Genomic DNA, 18,417 nt, shown 5'->3' with positions numbered 1-18,417 from the left:
GGTGCACGGGGTGACCGCCTCGCATCTGGCCTGGCCGTTCGTGGCCGACCGGCTGCCCGGCGTGCGTCTGATCGCCCCCGATCTGCGCGGTCGCGGCCGGAGCGCACGGTGCAGGGGCCGGCCGGGATGGCGGCCCACGCCGCCGATCTGGCTGCGGTGCTGGATCACCTCGGCGTCGCGCGCACGGTCGTGGTCGGGCACTCGATGGGCGCCTTCGTCGCAGTGGTGTTCGCCCACCTGCACCCCGACCGGGTCGCCGAGCTCGTGCTCATCGACGGCGGAATGCCGCTGGACGTGCCGGCGGGTCTGGACCCGCAGGCGCTCGTGGCACATATCCTCGGTCCGACCGCGGCCCGGCTGGACATGACGTTCGCCTCGACGGCGGAGTACCTCGACTTCTGGCGGGCGCATCCGGCGTTCGCCGAGGACTGGACGGCGGAGCTCGAACAGTATCTGGCCTACGATCTGGTCGACAACGGGCGCGGGTCGCTCTCGCCCGCCACCGCCTATCGCACGGTCGTGGACGACACGGTCGACATGAACACCGGCACCGCGCTGCCGGCCGCCCTCGCCGCACCCGGCCCGCCGACACGGCTGGTGACCGTGCCCCGCGGGCTGCAGAACGAGCCGCCGGGACTGTACAGCCCCGCACATCTGGAGCAGGTGCTGGCCGCGCATCCGGGAGTGGCCCACACGCGGCGCGAGGAGTTCAACCACTACACGGTCGTGATGTCGCCGGCCGGCGCGGATGCGGTCGCCCCGCTGATCGCCGACGCGATCGAGGATGCCGCGGGCCGATGACGGTCAGCGCCGCGCCGAGGCGATCCGGGAGGTGAGCTGGTGCGCGTGGGCGAGCAGTGTGCGGCCGAGTTCGGGCAGGCGGTCCGGGCCGAACCGGAACTGCACCCCGGTCAGGCTCAGCGCCCACTGCGGCGCGCCCTCGCGGGAGAACACCGCCGCCCCGATGCCGTAGCTGCCCTCGACGATCAGGCCCGGGTTGACCGAATAGCCTCGCTCCTGGGTCTCGCCCAGCCGGCGGCGCAAGCCGCTTCTCGCCGTGCGCGGCGCCCCACCGTTGCGCCAGCTCGGGATGCCGCTCGAAGTACGCGTCCACATCGTGGGGCGGCAGGAACGACAGGATCGCCAGCCCCGCCGACGCGACGCCCAACGGGAAGCGCACGCCCTCGCTCAGGACGAACGAGCGGATCGGGAAGCTGCCCTCCTCGTTGACCAGGCAGACGGTCTCGTCACCGCGCCGCGCCGAGAGGAACGCGCTCTCCTCGGTGCGCACGGCCAGCGAACGGACGATGTCCCGCCCGATCTCGGTGATGTCATAGCGGGCGGCGGCGACGCTGCCCATCAGATACAGCTCGGGCCCCGGCATCCACATGCCGGTCCGCTCGTCCTGGTCGACCAGCCCCTCGCGTCGCAGCGCCGTGAGGAGACGGTGCGTGGTCGGGCGCGTGAGCTCGGCGCGGCGGGCGAGCTCGCTCACCGTCAGGCCGTGGGCGGCCGATGCCGTCACCAGACGCAGCAGCGACGCGGCGCGGGCGATGGCCTGCGCGCCGGGAACGGTCGTCCGGGTGTCCACGATATGAACACTAGAGGCCGGGCTATCCACATCGCAAACGTGGGGATGCGCGCGCGCCGGACGAGGACGAACATGGAGAGCGGGCGCGGTGCCGACGGCGGCATCGCAGGACGAAGGAGGTCCGTGTGATCGACAAGCAGGTGGCCGACGCCGCGCACGCGGTGGCAGACATCCCGGACTCGGCGACGATCGCCGTCGGCGGCTTCGGGCTCAGCGGCAATCCGATGACCCTGATCGAGGCGCTGCTCGCGCAGGGCACCCGCGATCTGTCGATCGTCTCGAACAACTGCGGGGTGGATGACTGGGGTCTGGGAATCCTGTTGAACGCGCGGCGCATCCGGAAGATGACCTCGTCGTACGTCGGTGAGAACAAGGAGTTCGAACGGCAGTTCCTGGAGGGCGACCTCGAGCTCGAGCTCACCCCGCAGGGCACGCTCGCCGAGAAGCTGCGGGCCGGCGGTGCCGGGATCGCCGCCTTCTACACGCCCACCGGCGTCGGCACCCAGGTCGCCGAGGGCGGGCTCCCGCGGCGCTACGACGGCCACGGCGGCATCGCCGTGGCATCCCCGGTGAAGGAGACCCGGACGTTCACCATCGGCGGGCGTGCGCGCGAGTTCGTGCTCGAGGACGCCATCGTCGCCGACTATGCGCTCGTGCACGCCGCGCGCGGCGATCGGCACGGCAACCTCGTGTTCAACAAGGCCGCGCGCAACTTCAACCCGCTCGCGGCGATGTCCGGGCGCATCTGCATCGCGCAGGTCGAAGAGCTCGTCGAGCCCGGTGAGCTGGACGCCGATGCCGTCCACCTGCCCGGCATCTACGTCCACCGCATCGTGGAGGTCGGACCCGACATCGAGAAGCGGATCGAGCGGCGCACCGTCGCCGCACCCGCGGAAGGAGCATGACATGGCACTGACCCGACAGCAGATGGCGGCCCGCGCCGCGGCGGAGCTGCCCGACGGCGCGTACGTGAACCTCGGAATCGGCATGCCCACCCTCGTGCCCAACTACGTCCCCGCGGGCGTCACGCTCGTGCTCCAGTCCGAGAACGGCATCCTCGGCGTCGGACCGTACCCGACCGAGGAGGACGTCGACCCCGACCTGATCAACGCCGGGAAGGAGACCGTGACGCTCCTGCCCGGTGCGTCCTTCTTCGATTCGGCCACCAGCTTCGGGATGATCCGCGGCGGCAAGATCGACACGGCCATCCTCGGGGCGATGCAGGTGTCGCGCCGCGGCGACCTGGCCAACTGGATGATCCCCGGCAAGATGGTCAAGGGCCCCGGCGGGGCCATGGACCTGGTGCACGGCGCCGGCACGCTGATCGTGCTGATGGAGCACGTCGCCAAGGACGGCTCGCCCAAGATCGTCGACGAATGCTCGCTGCCCCTGACCGGCAAAGGGGTCGTGGACCGCATCATCACCGATCTCGCCGTCATCGACGTCACCGATTCCGGCCTCGTCCTGGTCGAGACCGCGCCCGGGGTGAGCGTGGAAGATGTGATCGCCGCCACCGAACCGGAGCTCACCGTCTCGGCCGACCTTACAGTGAGGGCATGAACATGGACGACGTCGTCATCGTCGCCGCGGCGCGCACGCCGCAGGGGCGTCTGAAGGGCCAGCTGGCACCGCTGACCGCCGTGCAACTGGGCAGCGCCGCGATCGCGGGGCGCTGCAGAAGGGCGGCATCCCGGCCACGGCCGTGGACGCGGTGCTGGTCGGCCAGGTGCTCGACTGCCGGATCCGGGCAGAATCCCGCCCGGCAGGCGGCGGTCGGCGCCGGCATCGGCTGGGATGTGCACGCCGGATCGGTGAACAAGGTCTGCCTGTCCGGGCTGACCGCGATCATCGACGGGGCGCGGATGCTGCGGGTGGGCGATGCGACCGTGGTCGTGGCCGCCGGCATGGAGTCGATGACCCGCGCGCCGCACCTGCTGATGGGGTCGCGCGAAGGCTACGCCTACGGCACGATCGAGGTGCTCGACCACATGGCGTACGACGGGCTCACGGACGCGTACGACGAGGAGAGCATGGGCGCCTCGACCGAGCGGCTGAACGACAAGTACGAGGTCACCCGCGCGCAGCAGGATGCGGTCGCGGCCCGCTCGCACCAGCGCGCGGCCGCCGCATGGGATGCCGGGGTCTTCGCCGATGAGATCGTCGAGGTGACCGTCCCCGGGCGGCGCGGAGCGACCACGACCGCGACGCAGGACGAGGGCATCCGGCCCGAGACCACGGTGGAATCGCTGGCGTCGCTGCGCCCGGCCTTCGCCGAGGGCGGGTCGATCACCGCGGGCAACTCGTCGCAGATCTCCGACGGCGCCTCGGCGGTCGTGCTGACGACCCGCTCGCACGCGGACGCGAACGGCTGGCCGGTGCTGGCGGTCGTGGGCGCCAGCGGCCAGGTCGCCGGACCGGACAACTCGCTGCACGCCCAGCCGGCCCGGGCCATCCAGAAGGCGGTGGACAAGCAGGGCATCGCGGTGTCCGACCTGGACGTGGTCGAGATCAACGAGGCGTTCGGCGCGGTCGTGGCGCGGTCCCAGCGCGAGCTCGGCCTCTCGGATGACATCGTCAACATCCACGGCGGCGGCATCGCCATCGGCCACCCGATCGGCGCCAGCGGCAACCGGCTGGTGGTGCACATGGTGCACGAACTGGTGCGCCGCGGCAGCGGGACCGCCGCGGTGGCCCTGTGCGGCGGCGGCGGTCAGGGCGACGCGCTGATCCTCACCCGCTGACGCCCGGCTCAGCGCTCGAGGTGTTCCTTCAGATACTTCTTCTCGTGCCCTGAGACGGGGGAGTCGGGCGGCACCAGATGTCCGGTGCCGGCGCGACGGATGTCCACGATCGATCCGATCGCCAGCGCCACGGTGATCCCCCAGCTGAGCCAGGCCAGGGCGGTGCGCCAGGTGAAGGGCTCGTGCTCACGCAGTGCTCGGCGAGCGTCATGCCGCTGGTCACGGCCGCGATGATCCCTGTGCCGAAGACGTACTTGCGCATCCCTCCACGCTAGCGCGCGATCCGCGCCGCGTCTTCCCCGGGCGCACGCGCGTCGGCGCTGTTAGCCTGGGAGCGCAGTCGCGATCCGAAAGCAGGGGCTGACATGACGCAAGCCGAACTCGTCGTCGTCGCCAATCGTCTTCCCGTCGATCGCGACGAGGCCGGCGGCTGGCGGCCCTCTCCCGGCGGCCTGGTGACGGCGCTCGAGCCGGTGATGCGGCGCGTGGACGGCGCGTGGGTCGGCTGGCCGGGACAGGCCGGGCTGAAGGCCGACGAGTTCGACTTCGACGGCATGCATCTGGTGCCGGTGACGCTGAGCGCCCAGGATGTCCAGCTGTACTACGAGGGCTTCGCCAACGACACCATCTGGCCCCTCTACCACGATGTGATCTCGCCGCCCCGCTATCGGCGGGAGTGGTGGAACGCCTACGTGGACGTGAACAGCCGGTTCGCCGACGCGGCGGCGGCGGTCGCCGCCCAGAACGCGACGGTGTGGGTGCAGGACTACCAGCTCGAGCTCGTGCCGCAGATGATCCGAGAGCGCCGGCCCGACCTGACGATCGGTTACTTCCATCACATTCCGTTTCCGGCATACGGACTGTTCTCGCAGCTTCCGTGGCGGCGCCAGGTGGTCGAGGGCCTGCTCGGGGCCGACGTGATCGGATTCCAGCGGACGGCCGACGCCAGCAACTTCGCCCGGGCCGTGCATCGCCAGCTTGCGCTACGAGACCCGGGCCTCCGGCATCCGGATCCCGCAGGAGGACGGGACGACGCGCATCGCCCTGGCGAAGGCTTTCCCGATCTCGATCGACTCGTCCACGTACATCGAGATGGCGGCCCGCCCCGACATCCAGGCCCGCGCCGTCCAGATCCGCGAGGAGCTGGGCAACCCGGAGAAGATCCTGCTGGGCGTGGATCGCCTCGACTACACCAAGGGGATCCGCCACCGGATGAAGGCGTTCGGCGAGCTGCTCAGCGACGGGCGCCTGTCGGTAGAGCGCGCCACCCTCGTGCAGGTGGCCAGTCCCAGCCGCGAACGGGTGGCCGCCTACATGCAGCTGCGCGACGAGATCGAGCGGACCGTGGGACGGATCACCGGCAGCTACGACACCATGGGGCACACCGCCATCCGCTACCTGCACCAGACCTTTCCGCGGGAGGAGATGGTGGCCCTGTTCCTGGCCGCCGACGTCATGCTGGTCACCGCGCTGCGCGACGGGATGAACCTGGTCGCCAAGGAGTACGTCGCCGCCCGCACCGACAACCGCGGAGTGCTCGTGCTCAGCGAGTTCACCGGCGCCTCCGACGAGCTCGGCAGCGCGCTGCGCATCAACCCGCACGACATCGAGGGGCTCAAGGACTCGATCATGCAGGCGGTGGACATGCCGCGAGCCGAGCAGGGACGGCGGATGCGCAAGCTGCGTCGACGCGTGCTCGAGCACGACGTGAACGCGTGGTCCCGTGACTTCCTCGCGGCGCTGGACCAGGCGCGCAAGGCGAACGACCGATGAGCGGGGATGCCGCAGAGCACGCGCTCGAGCGGCTGGCGGCGGCACCCCGGCTGCTGATCGCCCTCGATTTCGACGGCACTCTCTCGCCGCTGGAGGACGATCCGATGGCGGCCCGGATGCTGCCCGAGGCGCGTCGGGCGCTGCAGGCACTGGTCGCTCTGGCCGACACCTGGGTCGCCCTGGTGTCGGGCGCAGCCTGTCGGATCTGCGCGTCATCGCCGAGCATCGGGATGATGCGGCCATCCTGCTGGCCGGCTCGCACGGGGCGGAGTACTGGACGCCGGCCGACGGCCTGCTCGAGCCGACTGAATCGGCGGAGGACATCGTGCTCCGCGACCGGCTGCGCGCGGCCGCGGAGGAGGCCGTGCGCCACCTGGCCGGGGTCGTCGTCGAGCCGAAGACCTTCGGCTTCGGGGTGCACAGCCGCACGGCGGCACCGGACGACGCGCGCACCGCGAACGACGCCGTCGACGCGATCGTGGCCGCCGGTGCCCCGCACTGGCGCCGGCGGACCGGGCACAACATCGTGGAGTACGCGTTCCGGCACGAGGGCAAGGACACCGCGGTCGCCCACCTGCGCGAGCTCACGGGCGCCGACACGGCACTGTTCGCCGGCGACGACGTCACCGACGAGGATGCGCTGGGCAGCCTCGGCCCCGACGACGTGGGCGTGCACATCGGCACCGGTCAGGCCACGGCCGCCTCGGTCGTGCCTGCCCGACATCCCCGCGTTCGCGGCCTTCCTGTCCGAGCTCGCGCGGCGACGCGGTTCCCGCCCGGAATAGACTGCGACCATGTCTGCCGCCGAGAACCCGATCGACATCAAACCCCGCAGTCGCGTCGTCACCGACGGGATCGAAGCCACCACCTCCCGCGGCATGCTCCGCGGCGTCGGGATGGGGGACGAGGACTGGGACAAGCCGCAGATCGGGATCGCCTCCAGCTGGAACGAGATCACCCCGTGCAACCTGAGCCTGGACCGGCTGGCCCAGGGCGCCAAAGAGGGGGTGCACGCCGGCGGCGGCTACCCGCTCCAGTTCGGCACGATCTCGGTGTCGGACGGCATCTCGATGGGCCACGAGGGCATGCACTTCTCCCTGGTCTCGCGCGAGGTCATCGCCGACTCGGTCGAGACGGTCGTGATGGCGGAGCGGCTGGACGGCACCGTCCTGCTGGCCGGGTGCGACAAGTCCATCCCCGGGATGCTGATGGCCTCGGCGCGGCTGGATCTGTCCAGCGTCTTCCTCTACGCCGGCTCGATCGCCCCGGGATGGGTCAAGCTCTCCGACGGGACCGAGAAGGAGATCACGATCATCGACTCGTTCGAGGGCGTGGGCGCGTGCCTGTCCGGCCGGATGAGCGAAGCCGATCTGAAGCGGATCGAGTGCTCGTTCGCTCCCGGCGAGGGCGCGTGCGGCGGCATGTACACCGCGAACACCATGGCCTCGGTCGCCGAGGCGCTGGGGCTCAGCCTGCCGGGGTCGGCGGCCCCGCCGTCGGCCGACCGACGCCGGGACGCGTTCGCCCATCGATCCGGCGAGGCGGTCGTGAACCTGCTGCGTCAGGGCATCACCACCCGCGACATCCTCACGATCGAGGCGTTCGAGAACGCCATCGCGCTGGCCATGGCGCTGGGCGGCTCGACGAACGTGGTGCTGCACCTGCTGGCGATCGCCCACGAGGCCGGGGTCGAGCTGAGCCTGCACGATTTCAACCGGATCGGCGACGAGGTGCCGCACGTGGCCGACATGAAGCCGTACGGACAGTTCGTGATGAACGACGTCGACCGTCACGGCGGCATCCCCGTGATCATGAAGGCCATGCTCGACGAGGGCTGCTGCACGGCGACGCGCTGACCGTCACCGGAAAGACGCTCGCCGAGAACCTGCGCGCACTGAACCCGGACCCGGTCGACGGGACCGTCATCCACTCCTTCGACGACCCCATCCACGCCACCGGGGGACTGACCATCCTGCACGGCTCGCTCGCACCCGACGGCGCCGTCGTCAAGACCGCCGGATTCGACGCCGCCGTGTTCGAGGGACCGGCGCGCGTGTTCGAGCGCGAGCGCCAGGCCATGGACGCGCTGGAAGCCGGGCGGATCGCCCCCGGGGACGTGGTCGTGATCCGGTACGAAGGGCCCAAGGGCGGCCCGGGGATGCGCGAGATGCTGGCGATCACCGCGGCCATCAAGGGCGCGGGCCTCGGCCGGGATGTACTACTCTTGACGGACGGTCGATTCTCCGGCGGCACAACCGGCCTGTGCATCGGCCATATAGCACCTGAGGCAGTGGACGCTGGTCCCGTGGCCCTGGTGCGCGATGGTGATCTGATACGGGTCGATATCGCGGCTCGCACTCTCGACCTACTCGTCGATGAGCCCGAGTTGAGCTCCCGCAAGGTGGGATGGGAGCCACTGGAACCGCGCTATACCCGAGGTGTCCTGGCCAAGTACTCCAAGCTCGTGCACTCTGCCGCGCAGGGCGCCGTCACGGGGTGACGGCCGTTTCGATCCCCTGCGAGCCCGATCAATCGAGGAATCATCACCATGCCCGCAGACACTGCTGCGGCCGTGCCCCGGCCGCCCGCCCGCACCGCATCCGCCCCCGTGCTCACCGGGGCGGCAAGCCGTCGTGCGCTCACTCGAACTGCTCGGCGTCACGGACGTGTTCGGCCTGCCCGGGGGAGCGATCCTCCCGGTGTACGACCCGCTGATGGACACGTCCGAGATCCGCCACATCCTGGTCCGCCACGAGCAGGGCGCCGGCCACGCGGCCGAAGGGTACGCGTCGGCGTCGGGCAAGGTGGGCGTCGCCATCGCGACCTCCGGCCCCGGCGCGACCAACCTGGTCACCGCCATCGCCGACGCCTACATGGACTCGGTGCCGATGCTGGCCATCACCGGCCAGGTGTTCAGCACCCTGATGGGCACCGACGCGTTCCAGGAGGCCGACATCGTCGGCATCACCATGCCGGTGACCAAGCACTCGTTCCTGGTCAAGCGCGCCGAGGACATCCCCGGTGCCCTGGCCGCCGCCTACGAGATCGCCTCGACCGGCCGGCCCGGACCGGTGCTCGTGGACATCACCAAGGACGCCCAGCAGGCCGAGGCGCCGTTCATCTGGCCGCCGAAGGTCGACCTGCCCGGCTATCGTCCGGTCACCAAGGCGCACGGCAAGCAGATCCAGGCCGCCGCACGGCTGCTGGCCGAGTCGCGCAAGCCCGTGCTGTACGTGGGCGGCGGCGTGATCCGCGCCGGCGCGGCGGACGAGTTGCGCACGCTCGCCGAGTCCACCGGCGCGCCGGTCGTGACCACGCTGATGGCACGCGGCGCCTTCCCGGATTCGCACCGGCAGCACCTGGGCATGCCGGGCATGCACGGGACCGTGCCGGCGGTGCTCGCCCTGCAGGAGTCCGACCTGATCCTCGCGCTGGGCGCGCGGTTCGATGACCGCGTGACCGGCAAGGCCGCGCTGTTCGCGCCGAACGCCAAGGTCGTCCACGTCGACATCGACCCCGCGGAGATCTCGAAGATCCGCATCGCCGACGTGCCGATCGTGGGCGATCTGAAGGACGTGCTGGTCGATCTGGAGGTCGCCTTCCGCGGGGCCGCGGCATCCGAGGGCCCGGACATCGAGGAGTGGTGGTCCTACCTGGACGGACTGCTCGAGGAGTTCCCGCTCGGGTTCGCCCCGACCAGCGACGGGCTGCTCTCGCCCCAGCACGTGATCCAGCGGATCGGCGAGCTGACCGGGCCCGAGGCCGTGTATGCGGCCGGAGTCGGCCAGCACCAGATGTGGGCGGCCCAGTTCATCAAGTACGAGCGGCCGAACTCCTGGCTGAATTCGGGCGGCGCCGGCACGATGGGCTACTCGGTCCCCGCCGCCATGGGGGCCAAGGTCGCCGAGCCGGATCGCGTGGTCTGGGCGATCGACGGCGACGGCTGCTTCCAGATGACGAATCAGGAGCTGGCCACCTGCACGATCAACGACATCCCGATCAAGGTCGCGATCATCAACAACTCGTCGCTGGGCATGGTGCGCCAGTGGCAGACCCTGTTCTACGACGGGCGCCACTCGAACACCGACCTGAACACGGGCCACGGCACCGTGCGCATCCCCGACTTCGTGAAGCTGGCCGAGGCATATGGCGCGCTGGCGATCCGCGTGGAGAGGCCCGAGGACGTGGATGCCGCGATCACGAAGGCGCTGGAGACCAACGACCGCCCGGTGGTGATCGACTTCGTCGTCAGCGCCGACGCCATGGTCTGGCCGATGGTGCCGCAGGGCGTCAGCAACAGCTACATCCAATACGCGCTCGAGCACGCGCCGGCGTTCGACCAGGAAGACTGAGGGGGAGCGACATGCCCAATCACGTGCTGAGCCTCCTGGTGGAGGACAAGCCGGGTCTGCTGACCCGCGTCGCCGGGCTCTTCGCCCGCCGCGGCTTCAACATCGCCTCGCTCGCCGTAGGCGTCACCGAGGTGCGCGGACTGAGCCGCATCACCGTCGTGGTCGACGTGGAGGAGCAGCCGCTGGAGCAGGTGACCAAGCAGCTGAACAAGCTGGTGAACGTCATCAAGATCGTCGAGCTCGAGCCGCAGGCGTCCGTCCAGCGCGAGCACGTGCTGATCAAGGTGCGCGCCGACAACGCGAACCGGTCGAACGTGCTCGAGGTGGTGAACCTGTTCCGCGCCTCGGTGGTCGACTACGCGCCCGACGCGCTCGTGGTCGAGGTCACCGGCGACCAGGGCAAGATCGAGGCCTTCCTGCACGCGCTGGAGCCGTTCGGCATCAAGGAGCTGGCCCAGTCCGGGCTGCTGGCGATCGGCCGCGGCGGCAAGAGCATCACCGAACGCGTCCTGCGCGGCTGAGACATCCATCCCATTACGAAGGAGAAACACCAAGTGAGCACCGAGATCTTCCACGACGCCGACGCCGACCTGTCCATCATCCAGGGCAAGAAGGTCGCGATCGTCGGCTATGGCTCCCAGGGCCACGCCCACGCGCTGAACCTGCGCGATTCGGGCGTCCAGGTCGTCATCGCCCTCAAGGAGGGGTCGAAGTCGATCCAGAAGGCCGAGGAGGCCGGGTTCGAGGTCAAGACGGTCGCCGACGCGACCGACTGGGCCGACGTGATCGTCATCCTCGCGCCGGACCAGCACCAGCGCGGCATCTTCGCCGACTCGATCAAGGACCACCTGACCGAGGGCAAGACCCTGCTCTTCGCGCACGGCTTCAACATCCGCTTCGGGTACATCCAGGCCCCCGAGGGCGTGGACGTCGTCATGGTCGCGCCCAAGGGCCCCGGCCACACCGTACGTCGCGAATACGAGGCCGGCCGCGGCGTGCCGGTCATCGCCGCGGTCGAGAAGGACGCGTCCGGGCATGCCTGGGACACCACCTGGTCGTACGCCAAGGCGATCGGCGGCCTGCGCGCCGGCGGCATCAAGACGACGTTCACCGAAGAGACCGAGACCGACCTGTTCGGCGAGCAGGCCGTGCTGTGCGGCGGCGTGTCGCAGCTGATCCAGTACGGCTTCGAGACGCTGGTCGAGGCCGGGTACCAGCCGCAGATCGCCTACTTCGAGGTGCTGCACGAGATGAAGCTGATCGTCGACCTGATCTGGGAGGGCGGCATCGCCAAGCAGCGCTGGAGCGTGTCCGACACCGCCGAGTACGGCGACTACGTGTCCGGGCCGCGCGTGATCGACCCGCACGTGAAGGAGAACATGCAGGCGGTCCTGGGCGACATCCAGTCCGGCGCGTTCGCCGAGCGGTTCATCGCGGACCAGGATGCCGGGGCCCCCGAGTTCCTCGAGCTTGCGCAAGAAGGGCGAGTCGCACCCGATCGAGGCCACCGGCCGCGAGCTGCGGGCGCTGTTCGCCTGGAAGCAGCAGGACGAGGACTACGTGGACGGCTCCGCCGCGCGCTGAGTCATCGCCGCCGACGGGCCGGGGGAGCGATCCCCGGCCCGTCGTGTATGCGGGCGTGTCCTAGACTGGCGCACATGGCGACCGGTCCGGATCATCTCGACGATGACGAGGCTCTCCGGTGGGACGGCGACGAGTCATCGCGCCCGGTGCTGCCGCCCGGGTGGAAGGCCAAGGGCAGGGGAGCGGACGCGGTCGGCGCCCCCGACGACCCCGATGCGACCACCGGCGTCTCGCATGCACTGGACGCCGCCGACGAGGCCGAGGCCGACGCTCCGCCGATGGGCAACGCCACCCTGATCGGGCTGGGCGTGCTCGGCGGCGTGTACGCGCTGTACGTCGTCGGCTGGATCATCGGCGGCCTGCGGCTGCAGGGCACGTCGCAGTCGCTGCTGGCCGACGCGATGTTCCAGGGCAGCCGGTGGCTGGCGGTGCTGGCGCCGATCATCTGGTTCGCCACGGTCTTCGCCCTCACCCGCGCCCGCGCGACCTGGCTGCGGTTCGCGTGGCTGGCCGCGGGCGCCGTGCTGCTGGTGCCGTGGCCGTTCATCATGACCGGGATGGTGGGGCGATGACCGACGCGACCTCCGCGGCACCGGCATCCGGCCGTCGCACTCCGGTGTGGCTGCTGGGCACCATCGTGGGCCTGTTCGGGCTGTTCTATGCGTATGCCGTGTGGAACGCGATCGGGAACCTCATCACCTCGGTGCAGTACTTCGCGGGCATCCATGTGCCGCTGAACGCCTTGGGGTGGTTCCTGTGGATCTTCGCGGCGGTGCTCCCCGTCATCGTGTTCGTCGCCGGGTTCCGGCTCGCCTTCCGGCGCGCGCCCGGCCCGGTCGTGCTGATCATGCTGAGCGGCCTCGCGCTGGTGGCCGTGTTCTGGCTGAACGTGGTCGCGTACTCGGTGCTGAACACGAACGCGCTGATCTCCTGAGGCGTCACACGGTCGGGGACGGTCGGCGGATGCCGGTAGGCTGGCAGCGTCTCGCCCCGAAGGCGTGCGGCGCGGCATCCCCACTCTCGAAGCCGTCGTGCGCTGTGCGCGCGGCCCACCGCCGAAGGGTCTGCTTGTGACCAAGCCCGTCGTCCTCATTGCCGAACAGCTCTCACCCGCGACCGTCGAGGCCCTCGGGCCCGACTTCGAGATCCGGGATGTGGACGGAGCGGATCGGGCGGCCCTGCTGCCGGCTCTCGCCGACGCCGAGGCGGTGCTGATCCGGTCGGCGACGAAGATGGATGCCGAGGCCATCGCCGCCGCGCCGAAGCTGCGGGTGATCGCCCGCGCCGGCGTGGGGCTGGACAACGTGGACATCAAGGCGGCGACCACCGCCGGCGTCATGGTCGTGAACGCCCCGACCTCGAACATCATCTCCGCCGCCGAGCTGACGATCGCGCACATGCTGAGCCTGGCCCGGCACATCCCGGCCGCGAACGACTCGCTGGCCCGGGGGAGTGGAAGCGCAGCGCCTACACCGGCGCCGAGCTCTTCGAGAAGACGGTCGGCATCGTCGGCGTCGGACGGATCGGGAGCCTGATCACCGAGCGGCTGCGCGCCTTCGGCGTGCGGGTCGTCGGCTACGACCCGTATCTGACCCCCGCCCGCGCACAGCAAGCTGCAGGTCGAGCCCTGCCGCTGGACGAGGTGCTTGCGCCAGAGCGACTTCGTCACGGTGCACATGCCCAAGACGCCCGAGACCACGGGCATGATCGGCGCCGAGCAGCTGGCGCTGATGAAGCCGACCGCCTACATCGTCAACGTCGCACGCGGCGGGCTGATCGACGAGGACGCGCTGCACGACGCCCTGGCCGGCGGCGTGATCGCGGGGGCAGCGCTGGATGTGTTCACCTCCGAGCCCCCCGCCGACGGCGGCTCGGCGCAGCGCCTGCTCGCCCTGCCCAACACGGTCGTCACCCCGCACCTGGGTGCCTCCACCGCCGAGGCGCAGGAGAAGGCCGGCGTCTCGGTGGCGCGGTCGGTCAAGCTGGCGCTGGAAGGCGACCTGGTCCCGGACGCGGTCAACGTCGCCGGCGGGGTGATCGACCCGTTCGTGCGTCCCGGCATCGCGCTGGTGGAGATGCTCGGGCAGTTCTTCACCGGTCTGTCGCAGAGCGCCCTGACCAGCCTGGACATCGAGGTGCGCGGCGAACTGGCGGCGTACGACGTGAGCGTGTACCGGCTGGCGGCGCTGAAGGGGATCTTCACCAACATCGTCAGCGAGAACGTCTCGTACGTGAACGCGCCGCTGTTCGCCGAGCAGCGTGGGATCGAGACCCGGCTGATCGTCGAGGCCGACAGCCCGCTGTACCGGAACATCACGATCCTGCGCGGCTCGCTGTCCGACGGCAGCGTGCTCAGCGTCGCCGGGACGCTGGCCGGCACCCGCATGGTGCCGAAGATCGTCGGCATCGACGACTACGAGATCGAGGTCCCGATCGAGCAGGCATCACCTCGTGATGCAGTACGCCGACCGGCCCGGGGTGGTCGCCATCTACGGCCGGCTGCTCGGCGACACCGGCATCAACATCGCCGGTCTCCAGGTCGCCCACCCGGACGCGCACGGGCGGGCGCTGTCGGTGCTGACCGTCGACTCCCCGGTGCCCGAGGAGATCACCGAGAAGATGCAGGACGCCGTCGGCGCCGACCTGCTGCGCCAGATCGAGATCGTCGGGGTCTGAGGGCCGGGTGCGCGTCGCTCAGATGGTGTCGTCCGGGGCGGAGGTCTCGTCGCGGCGCACCGTGTCGCCGCTGCGCGGGTCGACCGAGGTGTGCGAGGTCGCGATCGTGCGCCGCCGGCGCATGAGGAACACGAGCCCCACGATGAAGACGACGACCCCCGCGGCCATGAGGATGTAGCCGACCAGCGGAAGGTCCACCCACCCCACGTCGATGTGCAGGGCGAAGGCGAGGATCGCTCCGATGACGAAGAGGACGATGCCGAGTCCGATGCTCATGGTCGCTCCGTTCCGTGTGTCCTTGACCACGGCGTGATGGGTCGCGCCGCGGCGGGCCTCCATCATCCGACACGGCGCGGCGGGGCGCCAGGCCTTGCGGCGCCGGTCCGGCTGTGTTAGTCGCCCGGCGCGGTGACGTCGCGCACGAGAGCGGCCAGCGCGTCCAGTTCGGACGAGTCGGCGAGCGGGCCGGATGCCGTCGCGTCGAGCAGATTGTTGAAGTACAGGCCGTCCGAGACCAGCAGCACCAGGCGCAGCGCCGTCTCGTCGCGCACATGCGGACGTACGGCGTCCGCCCAGCGCTCCCGGATCTCGTGCAGGGCGGTGCCGGCGGCCGGACTCCCGCCCTGGGCGAGCCGCGACACGCCCAGGAGCGCGCGATCCAGCGCGGTGCCCTCCATCATCGACGTGCGCACATAGGCGGCCACGACGCCCTCGGGAGCGTTGCTGATCTCCTCGACATCCTGGTCGACGAGGACGCGGAGCCGCTCGATCAGCGCCGCCTCGAGCGCGTCCTTGGTGGCGAAGTGGTACAGCAGGCCGCCCTTGGAGACGCCCGCCGCGCGGGCCGTGGCATCCATCGTCGCCGCCCGCTCGCCGTCGTCCATGAGGATCTGCGCGAACGCGTCCAGGACGCTCTCGCGGGCATGCGGCGGACGACTCATGGGCTCGATCGTATCGGCGGGGGACGGGGATGCTGTTAGTATACCGGCTGGACGGTACAGTATCGTCCTGCCGCCACCGAACGAGATCGTCATGACCGTGCTCAGCCCCACTCCCGACCCCGCCCGCATCCCCGCGGGGTCCGCGCCGCGTCCGGCGCGCGCCGGCGGGCGCGCCTGGGCCGCCCTGGCCGTCCTGATGCTGCCTGTGCCTGCTCATCTCGGTGGACAACACCGTGCTCAGCTTCGCCCTGCCGATGATCGCGCTCGAGCTCGAGCCGACGAGCATCCAGCAGCTGTGGATCATCGACGCCTACCCACTGGTGCTGGCCACGCTCCTGGTGACGATGGGGACACTGGGGGATCGGTTCGGCCGGCGTCGGATGCTGCTGATCGGCGCCACCGGCTTCGCCCTGGTGTCGGCGGCCACCGCGTTCGCGCCCACAGCCGAGTGGCTGATCGCCGGGCGCGCGGCGATGGCCGTGTTCGGCGCCATGCTGATGCCCTCCACGCTGTCGCTGATCCGCAGCGTCTTCACCGACCGCCGCCAGCGGCGCCTGGCCATCGCGGTGTGGGCCGCGATGTTCTCGGCCGGGGCCGCCCTCGGCCCGATCGTCGGCGGCATCCTGCTGGAGCACTTCGCCTGGGGCTCGGTGTTCCTGATGGCCGTCCCCGTGCTGATCCCGCTGCTGGTGCTCGCCCCGCTGCTCGTGCCGGAGAGTCGCGACCCCGCGCCCGGGCGCATCGATCCGATCAGCATCGCGCTGTCGATCGGGGCGATGGTGCCGATCGTGTACGCGATCAAGGAGATGGCGGTGGTCGGCCTGGGCGGAATGGTGCTGCCGCTGCTGGCGATCGGCGTGCTGTTCGGGGTGCTCTTCGTGCGCCGACAGCTGCGCGTCCCGTCGCCGATGCTGGATATGGCACTGTTCCGCCGCCGGGTGTTCACCGGCGCACTGCTGGTCAACCTGCTCAGCGTGGTGGCGCTGGTGGGGTTCCTGTTCTTCGTCGCCCAGCACCTGCAAGCTGATCGTCGGGCTGTCGCCGCTGGAGTCGGGGCTCGCGCTGGTGCCGTCGCTGGCGGCGATGATCGCCGCGGGCCTGATCGTCGTCCCGATCTCGGCCCGGGTCTCGCCGCGGGTGGTGATCCCGGCCGCGCTGGTGTTCTCCGCGGCGGGATACGTCGGGATCGCACTGACCACCGGCCCGCACACACTGTGGCCGACGATCCTGGCCTCGATCAGCCTGGGGATCGGCGTGGGGGCGGCTGAGACCGTCTCGAACGAGCTCATCCTCTCCTCCGCCCCGGCGGCCAAGGCGGGTGCGGCCAGCGCGGTCTCCGAGACCGCTTACGAGCTGGGCACCGTGCTGGGCACGTCCGTGATCGGCGGGCTGCTGACGGCCGTCTACCGGGGCACCCTCGCCGTGCCGGCCGGCGTGCCGGCGGCGGTGGCCGACGCGGCCCGCGAGACGCTCGCCGGCGCGGTGCACGCCGCGTCCGGACTGCCGGGCGCGGTCGGCGCGGCGCTGCACGAGGCCGCCGCCACGGCGTTCGACGCGGGCGTGGGGGCCGCCGCACTGATCGGGGCGGCCCTGGTCGTGGCAGCCGGCGTGATCGCGGCCACTACTCTGGGTGGGAACCAGAACAGCGTCGAGTGAGTCGCAGAGGAGTGCCGTGTTGGAGCATGCACAGTCGCGTGTCGTGAAGCTGGCGGTCATCGCCGGGGACGGGATCGGACCGGAGGTCGTCGCCGAGGCGGAGAAGGTGCTCGACGCCGCGACCGCGGGCAGCGACATCCGATTCGAGAAGACGCGCTTCGCGCTGGGGGCCGGCCGCTACCTCGCGACCGGCGACACGCTCACCGACGAGGACCTCACCGCGATCAAGGGGCACGACGCGATCCTGCTGGGTGCCGTGGGGGAACACCCGGCGATCCCCGTCTGGCGGGAGCGAACATCGAGCGGGGCCTCCTGCTGAAGCTGCGGTTCGAACTCGACCACTATGTGAACCTGCGCCCGGCACGGCTCTACCCGGGGTCTGCCGGGCCGCTGGCCGACCCCGGATCGGTCGACTTCGTCGTGGTGCGCGAGGGCACCGAAGGGCCGTACGTGGGCAACGGGGGCAGCATCCGCCGCGGCACACCGCACGAGATCGCGAACGAGACGAGCGTGAACACCGCCTACGGCGTGGAGCGCGTCGTGCGCTACGCGTTCGACCTCGCCGAACGGCGCGCGCACCGGCTCACCCTCGTGCACAAGACGAACGTGCTGGTCAACGCCGGGTCGCTGTGGAAGCGGATCGTGGACGACGTGGCCGCGGAGCATCCGGACGTTGCCGTAGACTACCTGCACGTCGATGCCGCGACCATCTTCCTGGTCACGAACCCGGGTCGCTTCGACGTGATCGTCACCGACAACCTCTTCGGCGACATCCTGACCGATCTGGCCGGCGCCGTCACCGGAGGCATCGGTCTGGCCGCATCCGGGAACATCAACCCGGACGGCGCGTTCCCGTCGATGTTCGAGCCCGTGCACGGTTCGGCACCGGACATCGCCGGACAGCAGAAGGCCGATCCCACGGCCGCGATCCTGTCCATCGCCCTCCTGCTCGACCACCTCGGGCTGCCCGGCGACGCCGACCGCGTCACGCGCGCGGTCGAGGACGACATCGCCGGCCGGGGCGCGGCATCCCGCACGACGGCGCAGATCGGCGACGCGATCGCCGCACGGCTGCGGGCGTAATCTGAGACACGTGGGCGTCG

Annotated in this window: 11 protein-coding genes and 9 pseudogenes; 16 read left to right on the top strand and 4 right to left on the bottom strand. The window is 70.6% G+C overall.

Annotated elements, in window-relative coordinates; all coding sequences use genetic code 11:
* Positions 1-108: 108 nt before the first annotated feature.
* On the top strand, positions 109-801 hold the full coding sequence (locus tag L2X98_RS01180) for an alpha/beta hydrolase (protein ID WP_259612073.1): 693 nt from the start codon (positions 109-111) through the stop codon (positions 799-801).
* Positions 802-804: 3 nt separating this feature from the next.
* Here L2X98_RS01180 and L2X98_RS01175 read toward each other — a convergent pair.
* A pseudogene (locus tag L2X98_RS01175) lies at positions 805-1,594 on the bottom strand (IclR family transcriptional regulator).
* A 122-nt stretch (positions 1,595-1,716) separates the two neighbouring features.
* Here L2X98_RS01175 and L2X98_RS01170 point away from each other — a divergent pair.
* The 3 genes from L2X98_RS01170 to L2X98_RS01160 are packed head-to-tail and all read left to right on the top strand — an operon-like array spanning position 1,717 to position 4,332.
* A complete protein-coding gene (locus tag L2X98_RS01170) occupies positions 1,717-2,496 on the top strand; it encodes a CoA transferase subunit A (protein WP_259612072.1) in 780 nt (259 codons plus the stop codon).
* Position 2,497: 1 nt separating this feature from the next.
* The gene (locus L2X98_RS01165; protein WP_259612071.1) at positions 2,498-3,151 is read left to right on the top strand and encodes a 3-oxoacid CoA-transferase subunit B; all 654 of its coding nucleotides are present in this window, start codon (positions 2,498-2,500) and stop codon (positions 3,149-3,151) included.
* Complete coding sequence (locus tag L2X98_RS01160) at positions 3,148-4,332, top strand: acetyl-CoA C-acetyltransferase (RefSeq protein ID WP_259612070.1); 1,185 nt, start codon at positions 3,148-3,150, stop codon at positions 4,330-4,332. The genes L2X98_RS01165 and L2X98_RS01160 overlap by 4 nt, the downstream gene beginning before the upstream one ends.
* An 8-nt stretch (positions 4,333-4,340) precedes the next feature.
* Here L2X98_RS01160 and L2X98_RS01155 read toward each other — a convergent pair whose 3' ends face one another.
* On the bottom strand, positions 4,341-4,463 hold the full coding sequence (locus L2X98_RS01155; protein ID WP_259612069.1) for a hypothetical protein: 123 nt from the start codon (positions 4,461-4,463) through the stop codon (positions 4,341-4,343).
* A gap of 234 nt (positions 4,464-4,697) precedes the next feature.
* Here L2X98_RS01155 and L2X98_RS01150 point away from each other — a divergent pair.
* From L2X98_RS01150 to serA, 10 genes and pseudogenes are all read left to right on the top strand, one after another.
* Positions 4,698-6,105 (top strand): annotated as a pseudogene (locus L2X98_RS01150) (alpha,alpha-trehalose-phosphate synthase (UDP-forming)).
* A pseudogene (locus L2X98_RS19660) lies at positions 6,102-6,293 on the top strand (trehalose-phosphatase); the annotation flags it as partial. The pseudogenes L2X98_RS01150 and L2X98_RS19660, both read left to right, overlap by 4 nt.
* Positions 6,275-6,706: pseudogene (locus tag L2X98_RS01145) on the top strand (trehalose-phosphatase); the annotation flags it as partial. The pseudogenes L2X98_RS19660 and L2X98_RS01145, both read left to right, overlap by 19 nt.
* A 193-nt stretch (positions 6,707-6,899) precedes the next feature.
* A pseudogene (gene ilvD, locus L2X98_RS01140) lies at positions 6,900-8,605 on the top strand (dihydroxy-acid dehydratase).
* Between the two features lie 64 nt (positions 8,606-8,669).
* Positions 8,670-10,457, top strand: coding sequence for an acetolactate synthase large subunit (locus tag L2X98_RS01135; RefSeq protein ID WP_259613407.1), 1,788 nt, complete (start codon positions 8,670-8,672; stop codon positions 10,455-10,457).
* A gap of 11 nt (positions 10,458-10,468) precedes the next feature.
* A complete protein-coding gene (ilvN, locus tag L2X98_RS01130; protein WP_259612068.1) occupies positions 10,469-10,978 on the top strand; it encodes an acetolactate synthase small subunit in 510 nt (169 codons plus the stop codon).
* Positions 10,979-11,011: 33 nt separating this feature from the next.
* Positions 11,012-12,041 (top strand): annotated as a pseudogene (gene ilvC, locus L2X98_RS01125) (ketol-acid reductoisomerase).
* Positions 12,042-12,115: 74 nt separating this feature from the next.
* A complete protein-coding gene (locus L2X98_RS01120) occupies positions 12,116-12,613 on the top strand; it encodes a DNA polymerase III subunit gamma/tau (protein WP_259612067.1) in 498 nt (165 codons plus the stop codon).
* Positions 12,610-12,975 (top strand): hypothetical protein, encoded by a 366-nt coding sequence (locus L2X98_RS01115; RefSeq protein ID WP_259612066.1) that lies wholly within the window; start codon positions 12,610-12,612, stop codon positions 12,973-12,975. Before L2X98_RS01120 ends, L2X98_RS01115 begins: the two co-directional genes overlap by 4 nt.
* 136 nt (positions 12,976-13,111) lie before the next feature.
* A pseudogene (gene serA / locus L2X98_RS01110) lies at positions 13,112-14,717 on the top strand (phosphoglycerate dehydrogenase).
* 18 nt (positions 14,718-14,735) lie between these two features.
* Here the strand turns inward: serA and L2X98_RS01105 are convergent.
* Entirely contained in the window at positions 14,736-14,993 is a 258-nt protein-coding gene (locus L2X98_RS01105) for an LPXTG cell wall anchor domain-containing protein (protein ID WP_259612065.1), read from the bottom strand.
* A 116-nt stretch (positions 14,994-15,109) separates the two neighbouring features.
* Positions 15,110-15,658, bottom strand: coding sequence for a TetR/AcrR family transcriptional regulator (locus tag L2X98_RS01100; RefSeq protein ID WP_259612064.1), 549 nt, complete (start codon positions 15,656-15,658; stop codon positions 15,110-15,112).
* Positions 15,659-15,749: 91 nt separating this feature from the next.
* Here L2X98_RS01100 and L2X98_RS19655 point away from each other — a divergent pair.
* Positions 15,750-17,314 (top strand): annotated as a pseudogene (locus tag L2X98_RS19655) (MFS transporter).
* A gap of 19 nt (positions 17,315-17,333) precedes the next feature.
* Positions 17,334-18,397 (top strand): annotated as a pseudogene (locus tag L2X98_RS01085) (3-isopropylmalate dehydrogenase).
* Positions 18,398-18,417: the final 20 nt, after the last annotated feature.

Origin of the sequence: Microbacterium elymi, assembly GCF_021582895.2 — a bacterium.
GTDB classification, from domain to species: domain Bacteria; phylum Actinomycetota; class Actinomycetes; order Actinomycetales; family Microbacteriaceae; genus Microbacterium; species Microbacterium humicola.
Note: the sequence above shows the minus strand (reverse complement) of the source record. Positions and strands in the feature narration are given on the sequence as shown.

Excerpts from the sequence above, each read along its gene's own strand:
- L2X98_RS01120 (WP_259612067.1), top strand. The coding sequence starts at position 12,116 with ATGGCGACCGGTCCGGATCATCTCGACGATGACGAGGCTCTCCGGTGG.
- L2X98_RS01100 (WP_259612064.1), bottom strand. The coding sequence starts at position 15,658 with ATGAGTCGTCCGCCGCATGCCCGCGAGAGCGTCCTGGACGCGTTCGCG.
- L2X98_RS01105 (WP_259612065.1), bottom strand. The coding sequence starts at position 14,993 with ATGAGCATCGGACTCGGCATCGTCCTCTTCGTCATCGGAGCGATCCTC.
- L2X98_RS01165 (WP_259612071.1), top strand. The coding sequence starts at position 2,498 with ATGGCACTGACCCGACAGCAGATGGCGGCCCGCGCCGCGGCGGAGCTG.
- ilvN (WP_259612068.1), top strand. The coding sequence starts at position 10,469 with ATGCCCAATCACGTGCTGAGCCTCCTGGTGGAGGACAAGCCGGGTCTG.
- L2X98_RS01115 (WP_259612066.1), top strand. The coding sequence starts at position 12,610 with ATGACCGACGCGACCTCCGCGGCACCGGCATCCGGCCGTCGCACTCCG.
- L2X98_RS01160 (WP_259612070.1), top strand. The coding sequence starts at position 3,148 with ATGAACATGGACGACGTCGTCATCGTCGCCGCGGCGCGCACGCCGCAG.